General features: G+C 68.1%; 23 protein-coding genes. All 23 read left to right on the forward strand.

The features are described 5' to 3' along the window. The first annotated feature begins 340 nt into the window (after positions 1-340). The gene (gene fliD / locus N7367_RS15270; protein ID WP_053519585.1) at positions 341-1,756 is read left to right on the forward strand and encodes a flagellar filament capping protein FliD; all 1,416 of its coding nucleotides are present in this window, start codon (positions 341-343) and stop codon (positions 1,754-1,756) included. A gap of 127 nt (positions 1,757-1,883) precedes the next feature. Then, a complete protein-coding gene (gene fliS / locus N7367_RS15275) occupies positions 1,884-2,300 on the forward strand; it encodes a flagellar export chaperone FliS (protein WP_053519586.1) in 417 nt (138 codons plus the stop codon). Beyond that, a complete protein-coding gene (locus N7367_RS15280; RefSeq protein WP_053519587.1) occupies positions 2,297-2,590 on the forward strand; it encodes a hypothetical protein in 294 nt (97 codons plus the stop codon). Before fliS ends, N7367_RS15280 begins: the two co-directional genes overlap by 4 nt. After that, positions 2,587-3,165: a PilZ domain-containing protein gene (locus N7367_RS15285; protein WP_053519588.1), complete on the forward strand. Its 579-nt coding sequence runs from the start codon at positions 2,587-2,589 to the stop codon at positions 3,163-3,165. The genes N7367_RS15280 and N7367_RS15285 overlap by 4 nt, the downstream gene beginning before the upstream one ends. 91 nt (positions 3,166-3,256) lie before the next feature. Continuing rightward, entirely contained in the window at positions 3,257-3,889 is a 633-nt protein-coding gene (locus N7367_RS15290) for a response regulator transcription factor (protein WP_053519589.1), read from the forward strand. Between the two features lie 269 nt (positions 3,890-4,158). Continuing rightward, positions 4,159-5,568 carry an RNA polymerase factor sigma-54 gene (rpoN, locus tag N7367_RS15295; protein WP_053519590.1) on the forward strand — a complete coding sequence of 470 codons (1,410 nt, stop codon included), beginning with the start codon at positions 4,159-4,161 and terminating at the stop codon, positions 5,566-5,568. 14 nt (positions 5,569-5,582) lie between these two features. Then, positions 5,583-5,960: a response regulator transcription factor gene (locus N7367_RS15300; RefSeq protein ID WP_053519591.1), complete on the forward strand. Its 378-nt coding sequence runs from the start codon at positions 5,583-5,585 to the stop codon at positions 5,958-5,960. Then, positions 5,957-7,462 (forward strand): sigma-54 dependent transcriptional regulator, encoded by a 1,506-nt coding sequence (locus N7367_RS15305; RefSeq protein WP_053519592.1) that lies wholly within the window; start codon positions 5,957-5,959, stop codon positions 7,460-7,462. Before N7367_RS15300 ends, N7367_RS15305 begins: the two co-directional genes overlap by 4 nt. A 259-nt stretch (positions 7,463-7,721) precedes the next feature. After that, positions 7,722-8,087, forward strand: coding sequence for a flagellar hook-basal body complex protein FliE (fliE, locus tag N7367_RS15310; RefSeq protein WP_053519593.1), 366 nt, complete (start codon positions 7,722-7,724; stop codon positions 8,085-8,087). A gap of 12 nt (positions 8,088-8,099) precedes the next feature. After that, a complete protein-coding gene (fliF, locus tag N7367_RS15315) occupies positions 8,100-9,746 on the forward strand; it encodes a flagellar basal-body MS-ring/collar protein FliF (protein ID WP_279942713.1) in 1,647 nt (548 codons plus the stop codon). Between the two features lie 7 nt (positions 9,747-9,753). Continuing rightward, on the forward strand, positions 9,754-10,740 hold the full coding sequence (fliG, locus tag N7367_RS15320) for a flagellar motor switch protein FliG (RefSeq protein WP_053519595.1): 987 nt from the start codon (positions 9,754-9,756) through the stop codon (positions 10,738-10,740). Then, on the forward strand, positions 10,737-11,378 hold the full coding sequence (locus N7367_RS15325; RefSeq protein ID WP_053519596.1) for a FliH/SctL family protein: 642 nt from the start codon (positions 10,737-10,739) through the stop codon (positions 11,376-11,378). Before fliG ends, N7367_RS15325 begins: the two co-directional genes overlap by 4 nt. Beyond that, entirely contained in the window at positions 11,375-12,760 is a 1,386-nt protein-coding gene (locus N7367_RS15330) for a FliI/YscN family ATPase (RefSeq protein ID WP_053519597.1), read from the forward strand. Before N7367_RS15325 ends, N7367_RS15330 begins: the two co-directional genes overlap by 4 nt. A 3-nt stretch (positions 12,761-12,763) precedes the next feature. Next, a complete protein-coding gene (fliJ, locus tag N7367_RS15335) occupies positions 12,764-13,231 on the forward strand; it encodes a flagellar export protein FliJ (protein WP_279942714.1) in 468 nt (155 codons plus the stop codon). Beyond that, positions 13,228-14,319, forward strand: coding sequence for a flagellar hook-length control protein FliK (locus N7367_RS15340; RefSeq protein WP_279942716.1), 1,092 nt, complete (start codon positions 13,228-13,230; stop codon positions 14,317-14,319). The genes fliJ and N7367_RS15340 overlap by 4 nt, the downstream gene beginning before the upstream one ends. 240 nt (positions 14,320-14,559) lie before the next feature. Further along, positions 14,560-15,078 (forward strand): flagellar basal body-associated FliL family protein, encoded by a 519-nt coding sequence (locus tag N7367_RS15345; RefSeq protein WP_053519600.1) that lies wholly within the window; start codon positions 14,560-14,562, stop codon positions 15,076-15,078. A gap of 10 nt (positions 15,079-15,088) precedes the next feature. Next, entirely contained in the window at positions 15,089-16,093 is a 1,005-nt protein-coding gene (gene fliM, locus N7367_RS15350) for a flagellar motor switch protein FliM (protein ID WP_065176161.1), read from the forward strand. After that, a complete protein-coding gene (gene fliN, locus N7367_RS15355; protein WP_053519602.1) occupies positions 16,090-16,425 on the forward strand; it encodes a flagellar motor switch protein FliN in 336 nt (111 codons plus the stop codon). Before fliM ends, fliN begins: the two co-directional genes overlap by 4 nt. Further along, a complete protein-coding gene (gene fliO, locus N7367_RS15360) occupies positions 16,422-16,829 on the forward strand; it encodes a flagellar biosynthetic protein FliO (protein ID WP_053519603.1) in 408 nt (135 codons plus the stop codon). Before fliN ends, fliO begins: the two co-directional genes overlap by 4 nt. A gap of 1 nt (position 16,830) precedes the next feature. Then, positions 16,831-17,613, forward strand: a complete 783-nt coding sequence (gene fliP / locus N7367_RS15365; protein WP_279942717.1) for a flagellar type III secretion system pore protein FliP — start codon at positions 16,831-16,833, stop codon at positions 17,611-17,613. A 93-nt stretch (positions 17,614-17,706) separates the two neighbouring features. Beyond that, a complete protein-coding gene (locus N7367_RS15370) occupies positions 17,707-17,976 on the forward strand; it encodes a flagellar biosynthetic protein FliQ (protein ID WP_053519605.1) in 270 nt (89 codons plus the stop codon). A gap of 13 nt (positions 17,977-17,989) precedes the next feature. Beyond that, positions 17,990-18,781, forward strand: coding sequence for a flagellar biosynthetic protein FliR (fliR, locus tag N7367_RS15375; protein WP_053519606.1), 792 nt, complete (start codon positions 17,990-17,992; stop codon positions 18,779-18,781). Between the two features lie 163 nt (positions 18,782-18,944). Further along, the gene (locus tag N7367_RS15380; protein ID WP_279942718.1) at positions 18,945-21,077 is read left to right on the forward strand and encodes a bifunctional diguanylate cyclase/phosphodiesterase; all 2,133 of its coding nucleotides are present in this window, start codon (positions 18,945-18,947) and stop codon (positions 21,075-21,077) included. The last annotated feature ends 28 nt before the right edge of the window (positions 21,078-21,105 follow it).

The raw sequence follows: 21,105 nt of genomic DNA on the forward strand, positions 1-21,105 counted from the left end.
GACGCTTCCCGAACCGGCTTGGCATCGCCCGCCCCTGCGGACCTCTGTTTCAGCGCTGTACCTTTGACTGTACGCACCGGGCGGCTTCGTCTCCCCCCGATTGTCAGTAGCCTGATCCCTCCCCTGCTTTGGGGGAGGGTTTTTTGCAGACTCCCGGCAGCCTGCGTCGTCCCGACCGCATCCTGCCCTGTCACTCCTGCAACCTGCATGCCAAACCTGCCGTCCGGCACTGGCACGGCGCATGCATCAACGAAGTCCTCAAGACCCAGCGGCGCAGGCCGCTATTTTCGTTGACGACGGGCGGCCGCAGCGCGGCGCCCGGATTACCAGGAGAAACGACGTGGCAGACTTTGGATACGGTGGCATCGGCTCGGGCCTGGACATCTCCAGCATCGTCAGCCAGCTGGTCGCGGCCGACCGCAAGCCCGCCGACAATGCGCTGAACCTGCAGCAGTCCAAGACCAAGATGCAGCTGTCGTCGATCGGCACCGTCACCGCGGCCTTCGACAAGCTGAAGACCGCACTCACGGCACTGAAGGCCACCACGGCCTTCGACACCCGCACGGTCACCGCCAGCAAGGGCGGCAGCGGCGGTACCGACGAGATCCTGACGGCCAGCGTGGCGCTGTATGACGTCGGCACCACCAAGGCGGCAGCGTCCAATGGCACGCACATCATCGACGTCAAGTCGCTGGCGACCGCACACAAGCTGATCGCCGACACCTCCGTGCCCAAGACCGATACGTTCGCCGCCGGAACCTTGACGTTGACCGTCGGCGTCGGCGACAAGGCCAAGACCATGAACGTGGAGGTCGAGGAAGGCGACACGCTGACCACGATCCGCAACAAGATCGACGCCGCCGGCCGCAAGGAAGGCGTGCAGGCCACCCTGATCAGCTCCGGCGACAACCAGTACCTGTCGATCGCACAGGAAAAGACCGGCGCGGCAAACGCGATCAAGCTCGAATACGCCGGCAGCGACCCGAAGTTGGGAGCGCTGGTCGGCAGCCTGAAGCAGAACACCGCGGCCGCCGATGCCAAACTGACCATCGATGGCGTTGAAGTGGTGAGCGCCAGCAACACCGTGGCCGACGCCGTGCCGGGCCTGACCCTGAACCTGAAGAAGGAAGGACAGAGCACGGTCACGATCAGCACCGACACGGCCGCGGCGACCAAGGTGATGCAGGATTTCGTGACCGCGTACAACGCGGCCATCGCCGCCATCAACACCGAAACCAAGTACGACGCCAAGACCAAGGAAGCGGCAGCCCTCACCGGCGACGCACAGATGCGCGGCGCCGCCAGCCAGCTGCGCTCGGTGATGTCGGGCGTGCTCAAGTCGTTGTCCGGCGATGGCCTGGACGCCAAGGCCATCGGCCTGCAGACCCGTGGCTACCCCAATGCCGATGGCAGCCTGGTGCTTGATACCACCAAGTTCGCTGCCGCGCTTGCCAGCCAGCCGGAGAAGATCCGCCAGGCGATCACCGGCGATGCCGGCGGTGCGGGCCAGCTGTACTCGCTGGTCGACGGCTACGTGAGCACGACGGTCGGCAAGGAGGGTGCGTTCGTTGCCCGCACCAAGGGCCTGAACAACACCCTGGACAGCATCGACAAGCGCCGCAAGGACCTGGATACACGCATGGTCGGCGTGGAGGCACGGTACAAGAAGCAGTTCCTCGCACTGGACAGCCTGATGGGCAAGCTGCAGCAGAGCAGTTCGGCGCTGCAGCAGCAGCTGGCGCAGTTGAACGGTTGACGGACGCGCGCGGCACTCAAGTTTGGTGCCGAACGCACCGATAACGGACGCAACAGCAATCATCGCGGTACTGCCGGCAGTGATCGTCACGATCCTGCTGCAGCACCCAGCGCAAGGAGAATCACGAATGTACGGTTCCAGCCGTCAGTACGCCGAGCAGTACCGCCAGGTGGGTGTGACCAGTGCGGTCACCGATGCCGATCCGCACAAGCTGGTGGCCCTGTTGCTGGCGGGCGCGCTGGAGCGCGTGCGGCGCGCACTGGCCAGCCTCGAGCGCGGCGACCATGCCGGCAAGGGCAAGGCGATCGGCGAGGTCTGCGCCATCGTCGGCCACCTCAACGGCTCGCTGGACCATGAGGCCGGCGGCGAGATTGCCGGCAATCTTTCGTCCCTCTACGACTACGTGCTGCAGCGCCTGACCGAGGCCAACCTGCACAACGACCGCGCCGCCCTGGACGAATCGCTGCAGCTGCTGGGCGAGATCGACAGCGCCTGGAACGCAATCCCGCACGAGCAGCGCCGTACGGCAGCGGTGGCACCATGAGCCTGCAGGCACTGCATGCGCAGCTGGACGCGTTCGAGAAAGCGCTGGGTGAAGATGCCTTCGACACCGCCGACAGCCTGCTCGAAGGCCATGACAGCAAGCTGCACGCGCTGTTGAGCCAACCGCTGGCGGCCGCCGACCATGCACCCCTGACCGCGCTGTTCGAACGCCAGCAGAGCCTGCTCACCCTGCTGCGCCATCGCCGCGACGCGGTGGCCGTGCAGCTGCACGATGGACGGCGCTCCCTTCGCGCCGCGCACGCGTACCTGCAGGCAGAATCGCTGGCATGACCCTCCTGCCGACCACGTCGCTGCATCACCCGGCCGAAAGCGAGCTGTTCGACGAGACGCTCAGCTGCGAACTGGCGCTGCCGGTCGAGTTCCAGGCCGGCAATGCGGCGGGACGTACCAGCAGCGCCGAAGGCCTGCTGCGCAGCCTGGCGCTGGTCGAGGACAGCCGTGTCGATGAACACGACGAGCGCAGCGAGGCCAGCCTTCCGCTGCAGCGGCTGGAAGCCAAGCTGGATCTGGCCATGGTGCTGCTGGGCCGGCTCGTGCGCCAGCAGGGCCCGGCATTGACCCTGCGCCCGGTGCGCTGGTCCCGGCGCGGCATCCGCCTGCAGCTGGGGCCCCGCAGTGGCGCGGCCCCGGGCCAGGCCGGCGTGGTCCGCGTGCAGCCCAGCGACTGGCTGCCCGACCATATCGATCTGCCGGTGGAAGTGGTTGCCGAGGCCGCCGATGGCAGCGGAGGCCACTATCTCTGGCTGCGTTTCCATCGCCTCGGCGACGGGCTGGAAATGGCCATGGAGCGGCATCTGTTCCGCCTGCACAGACGTCAGGTGGCCGAAGCAAGGCGGGCGCGCTGAACCCTGGCACGCCCGCCCGCAACGGACGACGCTTGGCTCGCCCGTTCAGCTAAGTTAAGGTGGACTCCCCTCCCGGACCTCCAGCGTGCCTGTGCGAGTTCTCATCGTCGACGATCACACCCTGGTCCGCGCCGGCCTGGCGCGGCTGCTGCAGGGGTTTGCCGACGTGCAGCTCGTGGCCGAGGCCAGCAACGCCGAGCAGGCGCTGCAACTGGCCCTGCAGCACGCGCCGGACGTGGTGCTGATGGATCTGTCCCTGCCCGGACGCACCGGCCTGGAAGCACTCAGCGACATCCGCATGCGCGCACCCGGCACCCGGGTGGTGATGATGACCATGCACGATGATGCCGCCCACGTGCGCGACGCACTGGATCGCGGTGCCGTCGGCTTCGTGGTCAAGGATGCCGCTCCGCAGGAACTGGAACTGGCGCTGCGCGCTGCACACGCAGGCCAGGTGTTCCTGAGCCCGCAGATCTCGGCGAAGATGCTGGCGCCCATGCTGGGCCGCGAGAAGCCCACCGGCATCGCCGCGCTGTCACCCCGCCAGCGCGAGATCCTGCGCCGCATCGGCAAAGGCGAAAGCAACAAGGAAATCGCCGCCGACCTCGGCATCAGCGTCAAGACCGTGGAAACCCACCGCGCGCGCATGATGGAGTCGCTGGGGTGCCGCCGCGCCAACGACCTGCTGCTGCTCGCCGCCCGCCACCAGCACGAGCTGGAGTGACCGCGCCATCCGGATGACGGGTTCCCGTCACCCCCACAGGCACTGACGGAATCCCGTACACGCCGGCACGACGCCCCGACCGCGTGCGCAACGGGAAATCAATGGCTTGCGACCGGGAAACGTCAACATCCCGCGCCGATGTCGGGAAAACCCCTACACGCTGTCGGGTAATTCACCAACCACCTCAGGAACCCCCTGATTCCGCACCTGCCGGATCAGAAGCAAGATGCGTTCCACAAGGCGTCGGGGAGCGGCGCCGGGGAACCACGATGAAGGCTGCACTCTCGGCCCAGCTGGGCCAACAACTTCACCTCACCCCGCAGCTGCTGCAGTCGATCCGGCTGCTGCAGCTGGACGGGCTGCATCTGGAACAGGAAATACAGCGCCTGCTCGACTCCAACCCGATGCTGGAGATCGAGGATGCCGAAGCACCTGCACCCGAACCCGGCGACGCCGGCGCCACCACGCTGGAAACCGCGGCGTTCGACGAGCTGCCGGAATCCTCGATGTGGGACGTTGCCGGCGCCAGCTGGCAGGACGGCGACGACGACCGGATGGCACGCATCGCGGCGGGCGAATCGAGTGATCCGCAGCTGCGCGTGCTGCAGCGGCTGGCACTGGACCTGGACGACCGCGAGCTGGCGGTCGCCGCCTTCTGGCTCGAGCATTGCGATGACGCCGGCTATCTGCAGGCACCGCTGGCACAGCTGCAGCTGCTGGCCAGCGCCCAGTTCGACATCGCTGCCGATGGCGTGGAAGCGGTCCGCCAGCGCCTGCTGCATGGCGAGCCCGCCGGCATGGCCGCGCGGGACCTTCGCGAAAGCCTGCAGGCCCAGCTGCGCAGCCTGGACGGCGTGGTTCCTGCGCGGCATCTGGCTACCCGCATCCTTGCGGGCGCGCTCGAGCCGCTGGCCGCGCACGACTACCCCGCCCTCGCCCGCCTGCATGACGCCGAGATCGGTGACGTGCGCGAAGCAGTGCGACTGATCCTCTCGCTGCAACCCCGCCCGGGTGACAACCTGCTGCCGGAACGCAATGCCGTGGTGGTACCGGACGTGGTCGCCTGGCACGCCGACGGCCAGTGGAAAGTGGCCCTCAATCCGGCGACCAGCCGCCGCGTATCGATCAACACGCAGTACGAACAGGCGCTGGCCGACAGCAACGAGGCTGCACCGGCGCTGCGCGAGATGCTGCAGGAAGCGCGCTGGTTCAGCCGTGGCCTGTCGATGCGCTATGACACCCTGCTGCGTACCGCGCGGGTGATCGTCGAGCGCCAGGCCGCGTTCCTGGTCCGGGGCGAGGAAGCGATGGCGCCGCTGACGCTTAAGGAAGTGGCGGAGGAGATCGGCATGCACGAGTCCACCGTCTCGCGCATCACCACCGGCAAGTACCTGCAGACCCCGCGTGGCACCTTCGAGCTGAAGCACTTCTTCGCGGTGCGCCTGGAAGGCGCCAGCGTCTCCGGCCAGGCGGTGAAGGCCATGGTGCGCCGCCTGATCGATGCCGAGCCGGCCGGTCGGCCGCTGGCCGACGAGGCCATCGCCGCCCTGCTTTCGCGCCAGGGGGTGAACATTGCCCGCCGAACCGTCGCAAAATACCGAGAACAACTGGATATCGCCCCGGCCCGCGAACGGCGCCGGCTCAGCGCCAGGCAACCGCAGCTGGCCCGGGTGGGCTGAAAAGGATGTTGGACATGAACACGCTCACGGTCCTGCTGGTCGACGACCACGAAGGTTTCATCAACGCAGCGATGCGCCATTTCCGCAAGATCGACTGGCTGCAGATCGTCGGCAGTGCCGGCAACGGCCTGGAAGCGATCGAGCGCTCGGAGACCCTGCGCCCGCAGGTGGTGCTGATGGACCTGGCAATGCCGGAAATGGGCGGCCTGCAGGCGACCCGCCTGATCAAGTCGCAGGATGACGCCCCGTACATCGTCATCGCCAGCCACTTCGATGACGCCGAGCACCGCGAGCATGCACTGCGTGCCGGCGCCGACAATTTCGTCAGCAAGCTGTCCTACATCCAGGAAGTGATGCCAATCCTGGAAGGCCTCAGGGAGGATCGATCGTGAGCGAGTCGCGCATCCTGGTGCTGGACAACGACGCCGTGCGTGCCGAACGCACCGTTGCCCTGCTGGAATTCATGGACTTCAATCCGCGCTGGGTTTCCGACGCGGCCGATTTCGACCTTGGCCGGCAGCGCCAGAGCGACTGGATGGCGGTGATCGTCGGCAGCCTCGACGACAGCGCCGCCAGCACCGCCCTCTACGCATGGCTGGGTGGCAGCAGCCTGCCGCCGCCGGTGCTGCTGGCCGATGGCGAGGCCAGTGCCTTCGCCCACCGCCACGGCCTGCATGAAGCCAACATCTGGCCGCTGGAGACGCCGCTGCGCCATGCGCAGATGGAAGCCCTGCTGCGCCGTGCCAGCCTCAAGCGCCTGGATGCCGAGCACCAGGCGGGCGCGGTGCAGGAGCAGGGACCCACCGGCAATGGTGCCGCTGTGAGCGCGCTGCGCACGATGATCGACCAGGTCGCGGCATTCGACACCACCGTACTGGTGCTGGGCGAGTCGGGCACCGGCAAGGAAGTGGTCTCGCGCGCCATCCACCAGCGCTCGCCGCGCCGCGACGGGCCATTCGTGGCGATCAACTGTGGCGCCATTCCAGCCGACCTGCTCGAGAGCGAACTGTTCGGCCACGAGAAGGGTGCCTTTACCGGCGCGCTGACCGCGCGCAAGGGCCGCTTCGAAATGGCGGAGGGCGGCACCCTGCTGCTGGATGAGATCGGCGACATGAGCCTGCCGATGCAGGTCAAGCTGCTGCGCGTGCTGCAGGAGCGCAGCTTCGAGCGTGTCGGCGGCAACCAGACCATCCGCTGCAACGTGCGGGTGATCGCAGCGACCCACCGCGATCTGGAGAGCCGGATCGCCGACGGCAAGTTCCGCGAAGACCTGTTCTACCGCCTCAATGTGTTCCCGATCGACGTGCCGGCCCTGCGCGAACGGCGCGAGGATCTGCCGGCACTGGTGGAAACCATTGCCGCGCAGCTGGCGCGCACCGGCCGCGGCGAAGTCCGTTTCACTGCCGAAGCCCTGCAGGCGCTGGCGGGCTACGAATGGCCAGGCAACGTACGCGAGCTGACCAATCTGGTCGAACGCCTGGCGGTGCTGCATCCGGGTGGTTCGGTCCGCGTGCAGGACCTTCCCGCGCGCTACCGGGGCGACGCCCTGCTGGCCCCCGTCAGCACCCCGGCCGCGGTACCGGCAGCACCCAGCGAAGAGCGATTGGACCTGCGCAGCTTCTCCTTCCACACCCCCGGCAGCGGCGGCCAGCCGTCGCTGGAGCACGGCATCGCGGTCAACCGCGCTGCGGCTGCCACGGCCCTGCCCGACGACGGCCTGGACCTGCGCAACCACATGGCCAGCATCGAGCTGGGCCTGATCAATGAAGCGCTGGAGCGGACGCAGGGGGTGGTCGCCCACGCCGCGCAGCTGCTGGGCCTGCGCCGCACCACCCTGGTGGAAAAACTGCGCAAGTACGGCATCGAACGCGAGCAGGCCGAACTGGCCAGCTGAGCGTGATCGCCAGCATGAAGGGGGCACGGACGCCTGGGCTTGCCCGGGCGTTCGTGTATCCGGCGGCCGCCGGCAAGGCCAAAAAACCGACGCCGGTTCACTGACACCGGCAGATGACGACAGCGTATCGGCACGCCAGCTCGCCCTCCCTCCGCCGAACGCAAACTTCCGTCACGTTTCTGAACCACTCAGGCGTTCCGGCACGGCACTTGCAGTGATCCCTGCAGATTCCCCATCCCTGTTCCTGGAACCGTTGCAGATGTCCCACTCCGTCACTTCGATCCTTTCGCAGATCCGCACCTACCAGTCCCAGATGGGACAGCCGGTGCTCAATCCGCTGGCTGAAGCGCCGCGCAGCAATGCCCTTCCTGGTGCGGTGCTGGATGCGCCGCAGGTGCAGCCGGCCAGCTTCACCGAGACCCTGCGCGGTGCGATTGCCGGCGTCAACAATGCGCAGCAGACGTCCGGCGCGCTGGCCAAGGCGTTCGAGATGGGCGAACCCGGCGCCGACCTGGCCAAGGTGATGGTCGCCTCGCAGCAATCCCAGATCGCCTTCCGCGCCACCGTGGAAGTCCGCAACCGTCTCGTCCAGGCCTACCAGGACGTGATGAACATGCCGCTGTAAGGAACTTGACGCATGGCACTGACGCTTTCCAAGGACAGCCTGAACGCCGAGAAGGCGGGGCAATGGTTCGACCGCCTGCAGAGCCTGCAGATCACCCGTCGGCTGGGGCTGATGGCGATGATCGCAGTGGCGGTGGCGGCGGGCCTGTTCGTGTTCTTCTGGTCGCAGAAGCCCGGCATGGTTCCGCTGTATACCGGCCTGGACCAGAAGGCCACCGCTGAAGCGACCGACCTGCTGCGTGCAGCGCAGATCCCGTTTGCCCTGGACCCGGCAACCGGTGGCATCACCGTGCCGGAGAAAAACCTGCATGACGCCCGCCTGAAGCTGGCCGGCTCCGGCCTGACCGACAGCGGCAAGCTGGGTTTCGAGCTGATGGAGCGCGACCCGGGCTTCGGTGTCAGCCAGTTCGTGGAAAGCGCGCGCTACCAGCACGCGCTGGAGACCGAACTGTCGCGCACCATCAATACGCTGCGACCGGTGCGTGACTCACGCGTACATCTGGCCATCCCCAAGCCCAGCGCCTTCACCCGCCAGCGCGACGTCGCCAGTGCTTCGGTGACCCTGGAACTGCGCGGTGGCCAGCAGCTGGAACGCAGCCAGGTGGATGCGATCGTGCACATGGTCGCCGCCAGCATTCCGGACCTGTCGCCGGAACGGGTGACCGTGGTCGACCAGAGCGGGCGCATGCTCAGCATCAGCGACCCGAACAGCGAAGCGGCGGTCAACGCCGCCCAGTTCGAGCAGGTCCGCCGCCAGGAGACCTCCTTCAACCAGCGCATCCGCGAGTTGCTGGAACCGATGACCGGCCCGGGCCGCGTCAATCCGGAAGTCAGCGTGGACATGGACTTCTCGGTCACCGAGGAAGCGCGTGAGCTGTACAACGGCGAGCCGGCCAAGCTGCGCAGCGAACAGATGAGCGAGAACACCACCAGCACGCCCGGACCGCAGGGTGTGCCTGGCGCAACCAGCAACACGCCTCCGGGCCAGGCTGCGCCGCCACAGACCGCGCAGACGCCAAGCGAAAGCAGCAAGAACGCCACGCGCAACTACGAGCTGGACCGCACGCTGCAGCACACCCGCCAGCCGGCCGGCCGCATCAAGCGCGTGTCGGTGGCGGTGCTGGTGGACAACGTGCCGCGCCCCGGCGCCAATGGCGCACTTACCCCGCAGCCGCTGTCGGCCGCCGAACTGACCCGCGTCGAGGCGCTGGTCAAGCAGGCCGTCGGCTTCAGCGCCGAACGCGGCGATACGGTCTCGGTGATGAATGCCCCGTTCGTGCGCGAGACCACACCGGTGGAAGGCCCGGCCTGGTGGGAGCTGCCGTGGGTGCACGATGCCGGCCGCATGCTGCTGGGAGCCATTGTGGTGCTGGCGCTGCTGTTCGGCGTACTGCGTCCGGCGCTGCGTGCCATCACCGGCCAGGCGAAGAAGCACGACCCGCTGGCACTGGAACCGCATACCGCGGACGTGCAGCTGGTCGATGACGATGGCAGCCCGCTGCCGGCCCTGGGTGCCGAGCGCGCCGGCCTGGGTGGACCGGAGGCGCTGCCCCTGCCGGTGGACTCCTACGAGGAACGACTGCGGATGGCCCGTGAAGCCGTGAAGACCGACTCCAAGCGCGTGGCCCAGGTGGTCAAGGGTTGGGTGGCCAATGACTGAGGTACCGTTGACCGGAGTGCAGCGCGCCGCCGTGCTGCTGCTGTCGCTGGGTGAACTGGACGCGGCCGAAGTGCTGCGCCACATGGAACCCAAGGAAGTCCAGAAGATCGGCATCGCGATGGCCACCATGTCCGACATCACCCGCGAACAGGTGGAACGGGTGATGGACCAGTTCGGCCAGGAGCTGGGCTCCAAGACCTCGCTGGGCGTGGGGTCGGACGACTACATCCGCAACATGCTGGTGCAGGCACTGGGCAGCGAGAAGGCCGGCAACCTGATCGATCGCATCCTGCTGGGCCGCAACACCACCGGCCTGGATGCGCTGAAGTGGATGGATCCGCGTGCGGTCGCCGACCTGGTCCGCAACGAGCATCCGCAGATCATCGCCATCGTCATGGCCCACCTGGAAACCGACCAGGCCGCCGATGCGCTGAAACTGCTGCCCGACCGCACCCGCGTGGACGTGCTGCTGCGCATCGCCACCCTCGATGGCATTCCGCCGAACGCACTCAATGAACTCAACGAGATCATGGAGCGCCAGTTCGCCGGCAACCAGAACCTGAAGTCATCCAACATCGGCGGCGTGCAGTGCGCGGCCAACATCCTCAACTTCATGGACAGCGGCCAGGACCAGGCGATCCTGGGCGAGATCGCACGCATCGACGCGCCCTTGAGTGGCCGCATCCAGGACCTGATGTTCGTGTTCGACGACCTGGTGGATCTGGACGACCGCGAGATGCAGCTGGTGCTGCGCGAAGTCAGCGGCGAGCGGCTGGGACTGGCCCTGCGCGGCGCCGACATCAAGGTCCGCGACAAGATCACCCGCAACATGTCCCAGCGTGCCGCCGAGATCCTGCTGGAGGACATGGAGGCCCGTGGGCCGGTGCGTCTGTCCGACGTGGAAGGCGCGCAGCGCGAGATCCTGGCCATCGTCAAGCGCATGGCCGATGAAGGCACCATCACCATCGGCGGCAGCGCGGAGGCCATGCTGTGAGCACGGTCGTGCGCTGGCTCGCCCCTGACCTGCTGGCCCAGCCGGAACCCGTGCTGGAACAGGAGGACGCGTCCGGGCACGCCGGGCCGGATCCGGAGCACGAGCCGGAACCGCCGCTGCAGTTGCCGACCCTGGAAGAGATACAGGCCATCCAGGACAGTGCCGAGAAGGAAGGCTTCCAGCACGGCCATGCGGAGGGCTATGGCCAGGGCCAGGCCGAGGTGCGCCGGCTTGCCGCGCAGATCGAGGGCATCCTGGACAACTTCAGCCGCCCGCTGGTCCGCCTGGAGAACGAGGTGGTCGGTGCGCTGGGAGAGCTGGCGGTCCGCATCGCCGGTGCCCTGGTCGGTCGCGCCTACGAGGCCGAACCGGCGCTGCTGGCACAGCTGGTCGGCGAAGCCATCGATGCGGTCGGCGGCAGCACGCGCGAAGTGGAAGTGCGCCTGCACCCGGACGACATCGCTGCCCTCGCCCCCTTGCTCACCCTGCCACCGCAGCAGCGGCTGGTTGCCGACACCAGCCTCAGCCGCGGCGACCTGCGCGTGCATGCCGAGGCCGTGCGCATCGACGGCACTCTCGAAGCCCGCCTGCGTGGCGCGCTGGACGCAGTGATCCGCCAGACCGGAGCGAACGCATGACGGCCGAAACGCCACTGCCGCCACCTGCGGCCGACTGGGCCCTGGCCCGCAATCTGCGCTTGGCCCGTCGCCTGGACGGGCTGCGCGTGGACACCGCACACGGCCGTGGCCTGATCCGCGAAGGCGTGCTGCGCCGCGCGGTCGGGCTGACCCTGGAAGCGGTCGGCTGCGAAGCACCGCTGGGGGCCAGCTGCAAGGTCGAAGTGGTCGACGGTGGCTGGGTGGATGCCGAAGTGGTCGGCTTCGCCGGTGAGCGCACCTACTTGATGCCCAGCGCCGAACTGCATGGCCTGTTGCCCAACGCGCGGGTCGTGCCGTCGGCACGGCGCGGCGGCGTGGAAGTGGGCGAAGGCCTGCTCGGCCGGGTGATCGACAGCGATGGCGTGCCGCTGGACGGCAAGGGCCCGATCCGTGCCGAAGGCCACGTCGGCATGGCCGGTGTGTCGATCAATCCACTCGCGCGCGAGCCGATCACCCAGCCACTGGATGTGGGCGTGCGCGCCATCAACGCACTGCTGCCGATCGGCCGTGGCCAGCGTGTCGGCCTGTTCGCCGGCTCCGGCGTCGGCAAATCGACACTGCTGGGCATGATGACCCGCTACACCGCTGCCGACGTCATCGTGGTCGGGCTGATCGGCGAACGCGGCCGCGAAGTGCGCGATTTCGTCGAAACCACGCTGGGCGAGGAAGGCCTGCGCCGCGCGGTGGTGGTCGCCAGCCCGGCCGATCGGCCACCGCTGGCGCGCCTGCATGGCGCCTACCGTGCCACCGCCATTGCCGAATGGTTCCGCGACCAGGGCCTGAACGTCCTGCTGCTGATGGACTCGCTGACCCGCTTCGCGCAGGCACAGCGCGAGATCGGCCTGTCGGTGGGCGAACCGCCGACCACGCGCGGCTACCCGCCGTCGGTGTTCGCCAAGCTGCCCGCGCTGGTCGAACGCGCCGGCAACGGCGCCAAGGGGCGCGGCTCCATCACCGCGTTCTACACCGTGCTGACCGAAGGCGACGATCCGCAGGATCCGATCGCAGACGCCGCACGCGCGATCCTCGACGGCCACATCCTGCTGTCGCGCCGGGTCGCGGACAGCGGCCTGTACCCGGCCATCGACGTGGAATCGTCCGTCAGCCGCGTGGTCACGGAAATCGCCGACGAACCGTGGCGCCTGCGCATCCGCAAGCTCAAGCGCCTGGTGTCGGCCTACTCGGCCAACCGCGACCTGATCGCCATCGGCGCCTACCAGCGCGGCAACGACGCGGCCACCGACGAAGCCCTGGAACGCTGGCCGGAAATCATGGAATTCCTGGGACAGGACGTGGCCAAGGCCGCGGATCTCCCGCACAGCCAGGCGGCGCTGCAGCGCCTGGTGGAAAACGAGGTGTAAGCGATGAACCAGTCCAAGCGTATCGACCCTCTGCTGAGGCGGGCACAGGAACATGAAGATGCGGTCGCCCGCGACCTGGCCGAGCGCCAGCGCCTTCTCGACACTCACCTGTCGCGTCTGGACGAACTGCGACGTTATGCCGAGGAGTACGCCAACGCACAGATGGCCGCGACCAGTCCCGCCCAGCTGTTGAACCGGCGTGCGTTCCTTGACCGCCTCGACAGTGCGGTGGAGCAACAGCAGCGCACCGTCGACGGCAACCGCGAGAAGGTCGAAGCCGAACGCGCGCGCCTGATCCTGGCCAGCCGCGACAAGGCGGTACTGGAGCAGCTGGCCGCCAGCTATCGCGCACAGGAAAAGGTGGTGATAGACCGCCGCGACCAGCGCGAGATGGATGACATCGGCGCGCGCCGCTCCCGCCTGGCGCAGGCCGAGGACCAGGACGGCGCAGACACCGGAGGCCGTTCGTGACGCCCGCCGCGCTTTCGGGCAGCAGCACGACGGCCACTCCGCCCGGCGTGGGCAGCAGCCCGTCGCGCACGGCACGCAGCGAAGGCGGCAAGGACTTCGGTCAGCTGCTGCAGGGCGATGCGCCCGTCCCGCCCGCGGACAGCCCCGCGCCGACCGGCGTTGCGGCCACCGGCAGCGATGACGCCGCCAGCGTGCGGCCCCCCGCCAGCGAGCAGGCTACGGGCGAGGCCGCTGCGCCACCGGCCGGCAAGGCTGCGACCGACCAGGACGCGACGACGGAAACCGACGAAGCGCCCTGGCCTCCATTTGGACTGGCCGGGCTGGTGCTGGCCACCCCACTGCCCGCCGACCCTGCGGCCAGCGTCCCACCGTCCGCAATGGGCACAGCGCCGCCGGCCCTGGCGGCAACCGCCGTACCGCCATCGCCGGTTGCCGCGTCGCCTGCCGCCGCGGTGCAGCCACCCGCCCCGGGCGTCGATGGCGAAGACGGCGCACTGCCCCTGCCCGCTCTGCCGATGGGCGACGCCGCGCTGGAGCGCAGCGCTGACACCGACAGCACATTGCAGGGTGATCGTGCCCCGCCTGCCCCCCTGCAGGCGCCCCTGCCCGCCGCACTGCAGGATCTGAAGGCGGCGCTGTCCAGCAACGCGGTCTTCAACGGTGAACCGACGCCGAAGCCGGTGCTTGGCGACGACGGTTTCGACCAGGCCATCGGCGCCCGCCTGGGCTGGCTGGCCGACCAGAAGATCGGTCACGCCCACATCCGACTGAGCCCGGACGATCTGGGGCCGGTGGACGTACGCCTGCAGCTCAACGGTGACAAGGTCCACGCCAGTTTCAGCAGCCCGCACGTGGATGTCCGCCAGGCGCTGGAAAGCAGCCTGCCACGCCTGCGTGAACTGCTGGGCGAACAGGGCTTCCAGCTGGCCCACGCCGATGTCGGCCATCAGCCGGGCGGCGGTGGCGCACCTGCCGGCCAGGCCGGGCAGGAGGCAGGTCGGGGTGACGGAGAACCGACGCGGGGTGATGCCAGCCTGCCGGCCACCCCGTTGATCCGCCAGCGTGGCCTGCTGGACGCCTACGCCTGACAGGTGTGCCAACCAAGGTTGGCACCCACCAGAGCGGAGCGGTTGGCACCCACCAGAGCGGAGCGGCTGGCACCCATCAGAGCGATGTGGTTGGCACCTGCCAGCATCGCGTTGGTGGGTGCGGAGCTTGCTCCGCACGGCCCCACCGGCACCCCGACGGAATTCCGTCGCACCCTGTTCCCGGTGCATCGGCACACCCCTTGCATATCCCGGTGAAGCAACCCTCAGGAGCTTCACCTCGTGGCCGCAGCCGCTGACAAAACCAAGAAGAACGTCGAAAAGGACAAGGCCCGCACGCCGCGCAGTCCGATCCTGATCACCGCGCTGGTGGCCGTACTGGCTGCCGCTGCCGCCGGTGGCGGCGTGTGGTTCTTCACCCAGTCCACGCAGGAAGAAAAGACCAGCCAGGCGCCGAAGAAGAAGAACGCCACGCCGGCACCGGCGCAGTACTTCGCGCTGGAGCCCGCGTTCGTGGTCAACCTCAATGGTCCCATCGACGGCCCGCGCTACCTGCAGCTGGAAGTGCAGCTGATGACCCGTGATCCGGCCGCGCTGGAGGCGATCAAGACCCACGCCCCGGCCCTGCGTGCACGACTGCTGATGCTGTTCTCGCAGGTCGAGCCGGCACAGATTGCCGATATCGCCGGCAAGAAGAAGCTGCAGGCCGATTCGCTGGCCGAGGTGCAGAAGGTGCTCAAGGCCGAGACCGGCAGCAATGGTGCCGACGATCTGCTGTTCACCAGCTTCGTGACCCAGTAAGGGCCCACCGATGAATGATCTGCTGTCCCAGGACGAGATCGATGCCCTGCTCCACGGCGTGGACAGCGGCGCGGTCGAGACCGACCCGGAGCCGCCCTCCGGCGAAGCCCGTTCATACGACTTCGCCAGCCAGGACCGCATCATCCGCGGCCGCATGCCGACGCTGGAAATGGTCCACGAGCGCTTTGCGCGCCTGTGGCGCATCGGCCTGTTCAACCTGATCCGGCGCTCGGCCGAACTGTCGGTGCGCGGCATCGAGCTGATCAAGTTCAACGACTACATGCATTCGCTGTATGTGCCGACCAACCTGAACCTGATCCGTTTCAAGCCACTGCGCGGCACCGGCCTGATCGTGTTCGAGCCGACCCTGGTGTTCGCCATCGTCGACAACTTCTTCGGCGGCGACGGGCGCTACCCCACCCGGATCGAAGGCCGCGAGTTCACCGCCACCGAGATGCGCGTGATCCATCTGCTGCTGAAGCAGACCTTCGCCGACCTGCGCGAAGCGTGGGCACCGGTGATGGACGTGGAATTCGAGTACATCAACTCGGAGATCAACCCGCACTTCGCGAACATCGTGACCCCACGCGAATACGTGGTGGTGTGCCGCCTGCATGTCGAGCTCGACGGCGGTGGCGGCGACATCCACGTCACCCTGCCGTACTCGATGCTCGAACCGATCCGGGAGCTGCTCGATGCCGGCATCCAGAGCGATCGCAACGACCGCGACGAAAGCTGGGGCCAGACCCTGCGCGAGCAGCTCAACATCGCCGAAGTGACCCTGTCCAGCGTGCTGGCCAGCAAGCGCATGACCCTGCGTGACCTGACCCGGTTGAAGGTCGGCGACATCCTGCCGATCGAGCTGAGCCCGCAGGTGCCGCTGTGCGTGGAGAACATCCCGGTGTTCACCGGCGAATTCGGCATCGCCAACGGCATGAATGCCGTGAAGATCACTGCTACCCATCCGCCGGGCACCCGCCCGCGCGTACCCGTCATCCAGGAAGACCCGCAATGAACGATACCGACGCCCTCGAACCGACTCCGGCCCAGTTCGGCACCCTGCACGCCGACGAGGCCTCCGGGGTCGATCTGAATCTGGACGTGATCCTCGACGTGCCGGTGACCCTGTCGCTGGAAGTCGGCCGCGCCCGCCTGCCGATCCGCAACCTGCTGCAGCTCAACCAGGGCTCGGTGGTGGAGCTGGAGCGTGGCGCCGGTGAATCGCTCGACGTATTCGTCAACGGCACCCTGATCGCGCACGGCGAGGTCGTGGTGATCAATGACCGCTTCGGCGTGCGCCTGACCGATGTGGTCAGCCCGAGCGAACGCATCCGGAGACTGCGTTGAGCCTGCTGGCGTCCACCCTGCTGGGCGTCGGCAAGGCCGCCGCCCCGGTCGGCCAGCACGCGGCCTCGGCACCGGGCCTGTTCGGCGCGGTGCTGGCGCTGCTGGCCGTGCTGGCCCTGGTGGTCGGCCTGGGCTGGCTGCTCAAGCGCCTGCCCGGCAGCGGCTTCCGCCCGGCCGACGGCATGAAGCTGGTGGCCAGCCTCAGCGTCGGCGCCAAGGAACGCGTCGTGGTGGTGGAGGTCAACGGCCAACAACTGCTGCTGGGCGTCACCGCCGGCAGCATCAACGCCCTGCACACCCTTTCCGAACCGCTGCCGCCGCCCGCGCCGGTGCGCGTGCCGGACCTGAAGAACCTGCCGAATTTCGCCCAGCTGCTGCAGCAGCGGCTGCGCAAGGACCCCTGACATGCGTGTCATCCGTACCCGCCCAGCTACCCTGATCGCGTGGCTGCTGCTGATTGCCCTGTGCCTGCTGCCCGCGCTCGCCTTTGCCGCGCCGGGCGCTGCTCCGACCACGCCACTGCCGGATGTCAACGTGGGCAGGATCGGTGGCCAGCCGGTCAGCCTGCCGCTGCAGACACTGCTGCTGATGACGGCGATCACCCTGATCCCGTCGATGCTGCTGGTGCTGACCTCGTTCACCCGCATCATCATCGTGCTGGGCCTGCTGCGGCAGGCACTGGGCACCGGCCAGACCCCGTCCAACCAGGTGCTGCTGGGCCTGGCCCTGTTCCTCACCGCGATGGTGATGATGCCGACCTGGGACAAGGCGTGGAGCAGCGGAATGGCGCCCTACCTCAACGGCCAGATCGACTTCCAGACCGCGTGGACACTGACCACCCAGCCGCTGCGCGGCTTCATGCTGGCGCAGATCCGCGAGACCGACCTGATGACCTTCGCCGGCATCGCCGGGCACGGCACCTACGCCAGCCCTGATGCGATCCCGTTCCCGGTCCTGGTCGCCTCGTTCGTGACCAGCGAACTGAAGACCGCCTTCGAGATCGGTTTCCTGATCTTCATCCCGTTCGTGATCATCGATCTGGTCGTGGCCAGCGTGCTGATGTCGATGGGCATGATGATGCTGTCGCCGATGCTGGTCTCGGCACCCTTCAAGATCCTGCTGTTCGTGCTCGTCGACGGCTGGGTGCTGACGGTGGGAACGCTGGCGGCCAGCTTCAATCCGGTGTGACCCGGACCGGCGTGATTGCAGGGGCCGCCCGCCATTGCCGGCGGCCGCATTGACCACCGCCGGGCAGGACCCGGCGCTACCGATGGAAAGACGATGTCTCCCGAACTTGCCCTGACCGAACTGCGTGGCGGCCTGATTGCCGTACTGTGGGTGGCTGGCCCGCTGCTGCTGACCGTACTGGTGGTAGGTGTGGTGGTCGGTGTCGTGCAGGCCGCGACCCAGCTCAATGAGCCCACCATCGCCTTCGTCGCCAAGGCGGCGGCGTTGACCGCCGTGCTGTTCGCCCTGGGCAGCCTGCTGATCGGCCATCTGGTCGAGTACACCACGCTGCTGTTCCAGCGCATTCCGCACCTGATCGGCTAGGACGCGCACCGCGATGGATGCCGCCACCCAGATGGCTGCCGACGGCCTGCAGGCCTTCGGCATGATCGGCACCGTGCTGTGGACGATGCTGCGCATCGGCGCGGTGGCCATGGCCATGCCCATGGTCGGCACCCGTGCAGTGCCGGCACGCATCCGCGTGGTACTGGCCGGTACCCTGGCCATCGCGCTCGCCCCGCTGCTGCCGCCCGTGCCGGAGTGGACCGGCTTCGATGCGGCCACGGTGCTGACCATCGCCCGTGAGCTGGCCATCGGCGTGGCCATCGGCTTCCTGCTGCGGCTGGTGTTCGAAGCCGGCGCGATGGCCGGCGAACTGGTGGCACAGGGCACCGGCCTGGCGTTCGCGCAGATGAGCGATCCCCTGCGCGGCGGCACCTCCGGCGTCATTGGGCAGTGGTTCTACCTGTTGTTCGGCCTGCTGTTCTTCACCGCGAACGGCCACCTCGCGCTGATCTCGCTGGTCGTGGACAGCTACCGGGCACTGCCGATCGGTGCGCCGCTGCCCGATCCGCACGCGTTCTTCAGCATCGCCCCGACGTTCCTGCTGACCGTGCTGCGCGGTGCGTTGACACTGGCCATTCCGTTGACGGTGGCGATGCTGGCGGTGAACCTGGCGTTCGGCGTGCTCGCCCGTGCGGCACCTGCGCTCAATCCGATCCAGCTCGGCCTGCCGGTGTCGCTGCTGCTGGGCCTGTTCCTGCTGGTCCTGCTGGCCGGCGAAATGGGGCCCCCGGTGCAACGACTGTTCGATGCGGCGTTCCAGGCTGCGGACGCGGTCACACACTGACGCTTCGATCACGCTCTGGTGCTTGCCGTCCCCCCGGGGGCGCGCGTTAGAGTGAATACGCGGCAACCGGGGGGATGCCGCGCCTGGCAGCCACATCCGGCTGCCTGCCACATGCATGCCCCACCGTAGTTTCCGTCGACAGGCAGGTCCGGGAGACTGACGAATGCTGGTAGGCACGTACAACGCATGGCTGGTGGCAGTCTCGCTGTTGGTGGCCGTGATGGCTTCCTACACCGCATTGGCGATGGCCGGACGCACGGTCACGGCACCCGGCAGGGGCGCGACCTGGTGGTGGCGGCTCGGTGGCGGCTTCGCGATGGGCCTGGGCATCTGGTCGATGCACTTCATCGGCATGCTGGCCTTCGACCTGCCCATTCCGCTGGGCTACGACCTGCCGATCACCCTGCTGTCGCTCGCCCTGGCCATCGCCTCGTCGGTGTTCGCGCTCTGGCTGGTCTCGCTGCCCACCCTGCCACATCCACGCCTGGCAGGCGGTGCCTTGCTGATGGGCACCGGCATCGCCGGCATGCATTACGTCGGCATGGCCGCGATGCGCATGCAGCCCGGCATCGACTACCACACGGGATGGCTGCTGCTGTCGCTGCTGGTTGCGGTCGCTGCGTCCTGGACCGCCCTCTACGTTGCCTTCCGCCTGCGCGCGCAGCGCACCCGGGTCGGCGACCGGCTGGCCGCCGCCGGCCTGCTCGGCCTGGCCATCGTGGGCATGCACTACACCGGCATGGCCGCCGCGCGCTTTCCACAGGGCAGCATCTGCGGCGCGGCGGTAGGCGATGGCCTGCAGAGCACCTGGCTGGCGATGCTGGTGGTGCTGTTGACCGTCGCGATCCTGGCGGTGGTGCTGGTGGTGTCCTGGCTGGACCAGCGGGTGGAAGCGCAGCTGCTGCGCCTTCGCAACGCGATGCTGAGCACCTCGCTGACGGATGCGCAGGAGGAATTGACCCAGGCCGCGCTGCACGACCCCTTGACCCGCCTTCCGAACCGACTGCTGCTGCAACGGCGCATCGTGCAGTCACTGGCCGAAGCCGAACAGGGCGGCAGCCGCTTCGCGGTGATGTTCATGGACCTGGATGGCTTCAAGCAGGTCAACGATGCCTATGGCCACCAGGCCGGCGATGCCCTGCTGGTGGCCGTCGCCGAGCGCACCCGCCAGCTGCTGCGGCCGAACGACCTGCTGGCGCGGCTGGGCGGCGACGAGTTCGTGCTGGTGGTGCGCATCGACCATGACGAGGACCTGCCGACCCTGGCCCGGCGCATCCTGCAGGCGGTGGGAGGCGGCCCGCTGCTGCCCGACAACGAACTGCAGGTGACTGCCAGCATCGGCATCGCCATCTGCCCCGACCACGCCGCCAGCGAACGCCAGCTGATGGCCTTCGCCGACGCTGCGATGTACCAGGCCAAGGAATCCGGCCGAAACTCCTTTGTCCTGTTTGCGGATTGGATGAACGACAGCGCCGAACAGCAGTTCCGCCTGCTGGCCGACCTGCGCCGGGCGATCGGCAGCGAACAGCTGTTCCTGCACTACCAGCCGAAGATCCGCGTGGCCACCCAGAAGGTCGCCGGCGCCGAGGCGCTGATCCGCTGGCGTCATCCGGAACAGGGCCTGATTCCACCGGATCGCTTCATCCGCCTGGCCGAGCGCAGCGGCGCGATCAACGAGATCGGCCGCTGGGCGCTGGACCAGGCGTGCCTGCAACTGCGGCACTGGCACGACGCCGGCCACGAGGGCTGGTCGATATCGGTCAACCTGTCGCCGGTCCAGTTCAGCTCGCCGCACCTGCTGCGCGATGTGCGCGACGTGATCGAGCGGCATCGCATCACGCCGCGCAACCTGGTGCTGGAGATCACCGAAAGCACCGTGATGCGCGACACCGACACCAGTTTGCGGCTGCTGCAGGCGTTGTCGGTGCTGGGGGTCGGCATCTCCATCGACGATTTCGGCACCGGCTACTCCAGTCTGCTGTACCTCAAGCGCCTGCCGGCCACCGAGATCAAGATCGACCACGCCTTCGTGCGCGATCTCGAACACAGCGCGGAGGACGTGGTGATCGTATCGGCGATCGTGGCGCTGGGCCATGCCCTGGACATGGACATTGTTGCCGAGGGCGTGGAAACAACGGCCCAGCGTGCCTACCTTGAGCGGCTGGGCTGCGACTACCTGCAGGGCTACCTGCTCGGCCGCCCGGTCGATGCCGGCCGATTCATGCAGCTGCACGACCTGCCGCGGCCACGGGTGGAGCTGGCGCAGAATCCGCCCCCGCCGGGCCCGCCGGGGTAACCCCGGACTCCGCGCCGCGGGCGGCCAC

Source organism: Stenotrophomonas sp. GD04145 (assembly GCF_029835135.1).
In the GTDB taxonomy this organism is placed as follows: Bacteria; Pseudomonadota; Gammaproteobacteria; order Xanthomonadales; family Xanthomonadaceae; genus Stenotrophomonas; species Stenotrophomonas maltophilia_P.

Bases quoted from the DNA above. Each gene is read 5' to 3' on its own strand.
- fliS (WP_053519586.1), top strand. From the start codon at position 1,884: ATGTACGGTTCCAGCCGTCAGTACGCCGAGCAGTACCGCCAGGTGGGT.
- N7367_RS15280 (WP_053519587.1), top strand. From the start codon at position 2,297: ATGAGCCTGCAGGCACTGCATGCGCAGCTGGACGCGTTCGAGAAAGCG.
- N7367_RS15285 (WP_053519588.1), top strand. From the start codon at position 2,587: ATGACCCTCCTGCCGACCACGTCGCTGCATCACCCGGCCGAAAGCGAG.
- rpoN (WP_053519590.1), top strand. From the start codon at position 4,159: ATGAAGGCTGCACTCTCGGCCCAGCTGGGCCAACAACTTCACCTCACC.
- N7367_RS15300 (WP_053519591.1), top strand. From the start codon at position 5,583: ATGAACACGCTCACGGTCCTGCTGGTCGACGACCACGAAGGTTTCATC.
- fliE (WP_053519593.1), top strand. From the start codon at position 7,722: ATGTCCCACTCCGTCACTTCGATCCTTTCGCAGATCCGCACCTACCAG.
- fliF (WP_279942713.1), top strand. From the start codon at position 8,100: ATGGCACTGACGCTTTCCAAGGACAGCCTGAACGCCGAGAAGGCGGGG.
- N7367_RS15330 (WP_053519597.1), top strand. From the start codon at position 11,375: ATGACGGCCGAAACGCCACTGCCGCCACCTGCGGCCGACTGGGCCCTG.
- fliJ (WP_279942714.1), top strand. From the start codon at position 12,764: ATGAACCAGTCCAAGCGTATCGACCCTCTGCTGAGGCGGGCACAGGAA.
- fliM (WP_065176161.1), top strand. From the start codon at position 15,089: ATGAATGATCTGCTGTCCCAGGACGAGATCGATGCCCTGCTCCACGGC.
- fliN (WP_053519602.1), top strand. From the start codon at position 16,090: ATGAACGATACCGACGCCCTCGAACCGACTCCGGCCCAGTTCGGCACC.
- fliP (WP_279942717.1), top strand. From the start codon at position 16,831: ATGCGTGTCATCCGTACCCGCCCAGCTACCCTGATCGCGTGGCTGCTG.
- N7367_RS15370 (WP_053519605.1), top strand. From the start codon at position 17,707: ATGTCTCCCGAACTTGCCCTGACCGAACTGCGTGGCGGCCTGATTGCC.
- fliR (WP_053519606.1), top strand. From the start codon at position 17,990: ATGGATGCCGCCACCCAGATGGCTGCCGACGGCCTGCAGGCCTTCGGC.
- N7367_RS15380 (WP_279942718.1), top strand. From the start codon at position 18,945: ATGCTGGTAGGCACGTACAACGCATGGCTGGTGGCAGTCTCGCTGTTG.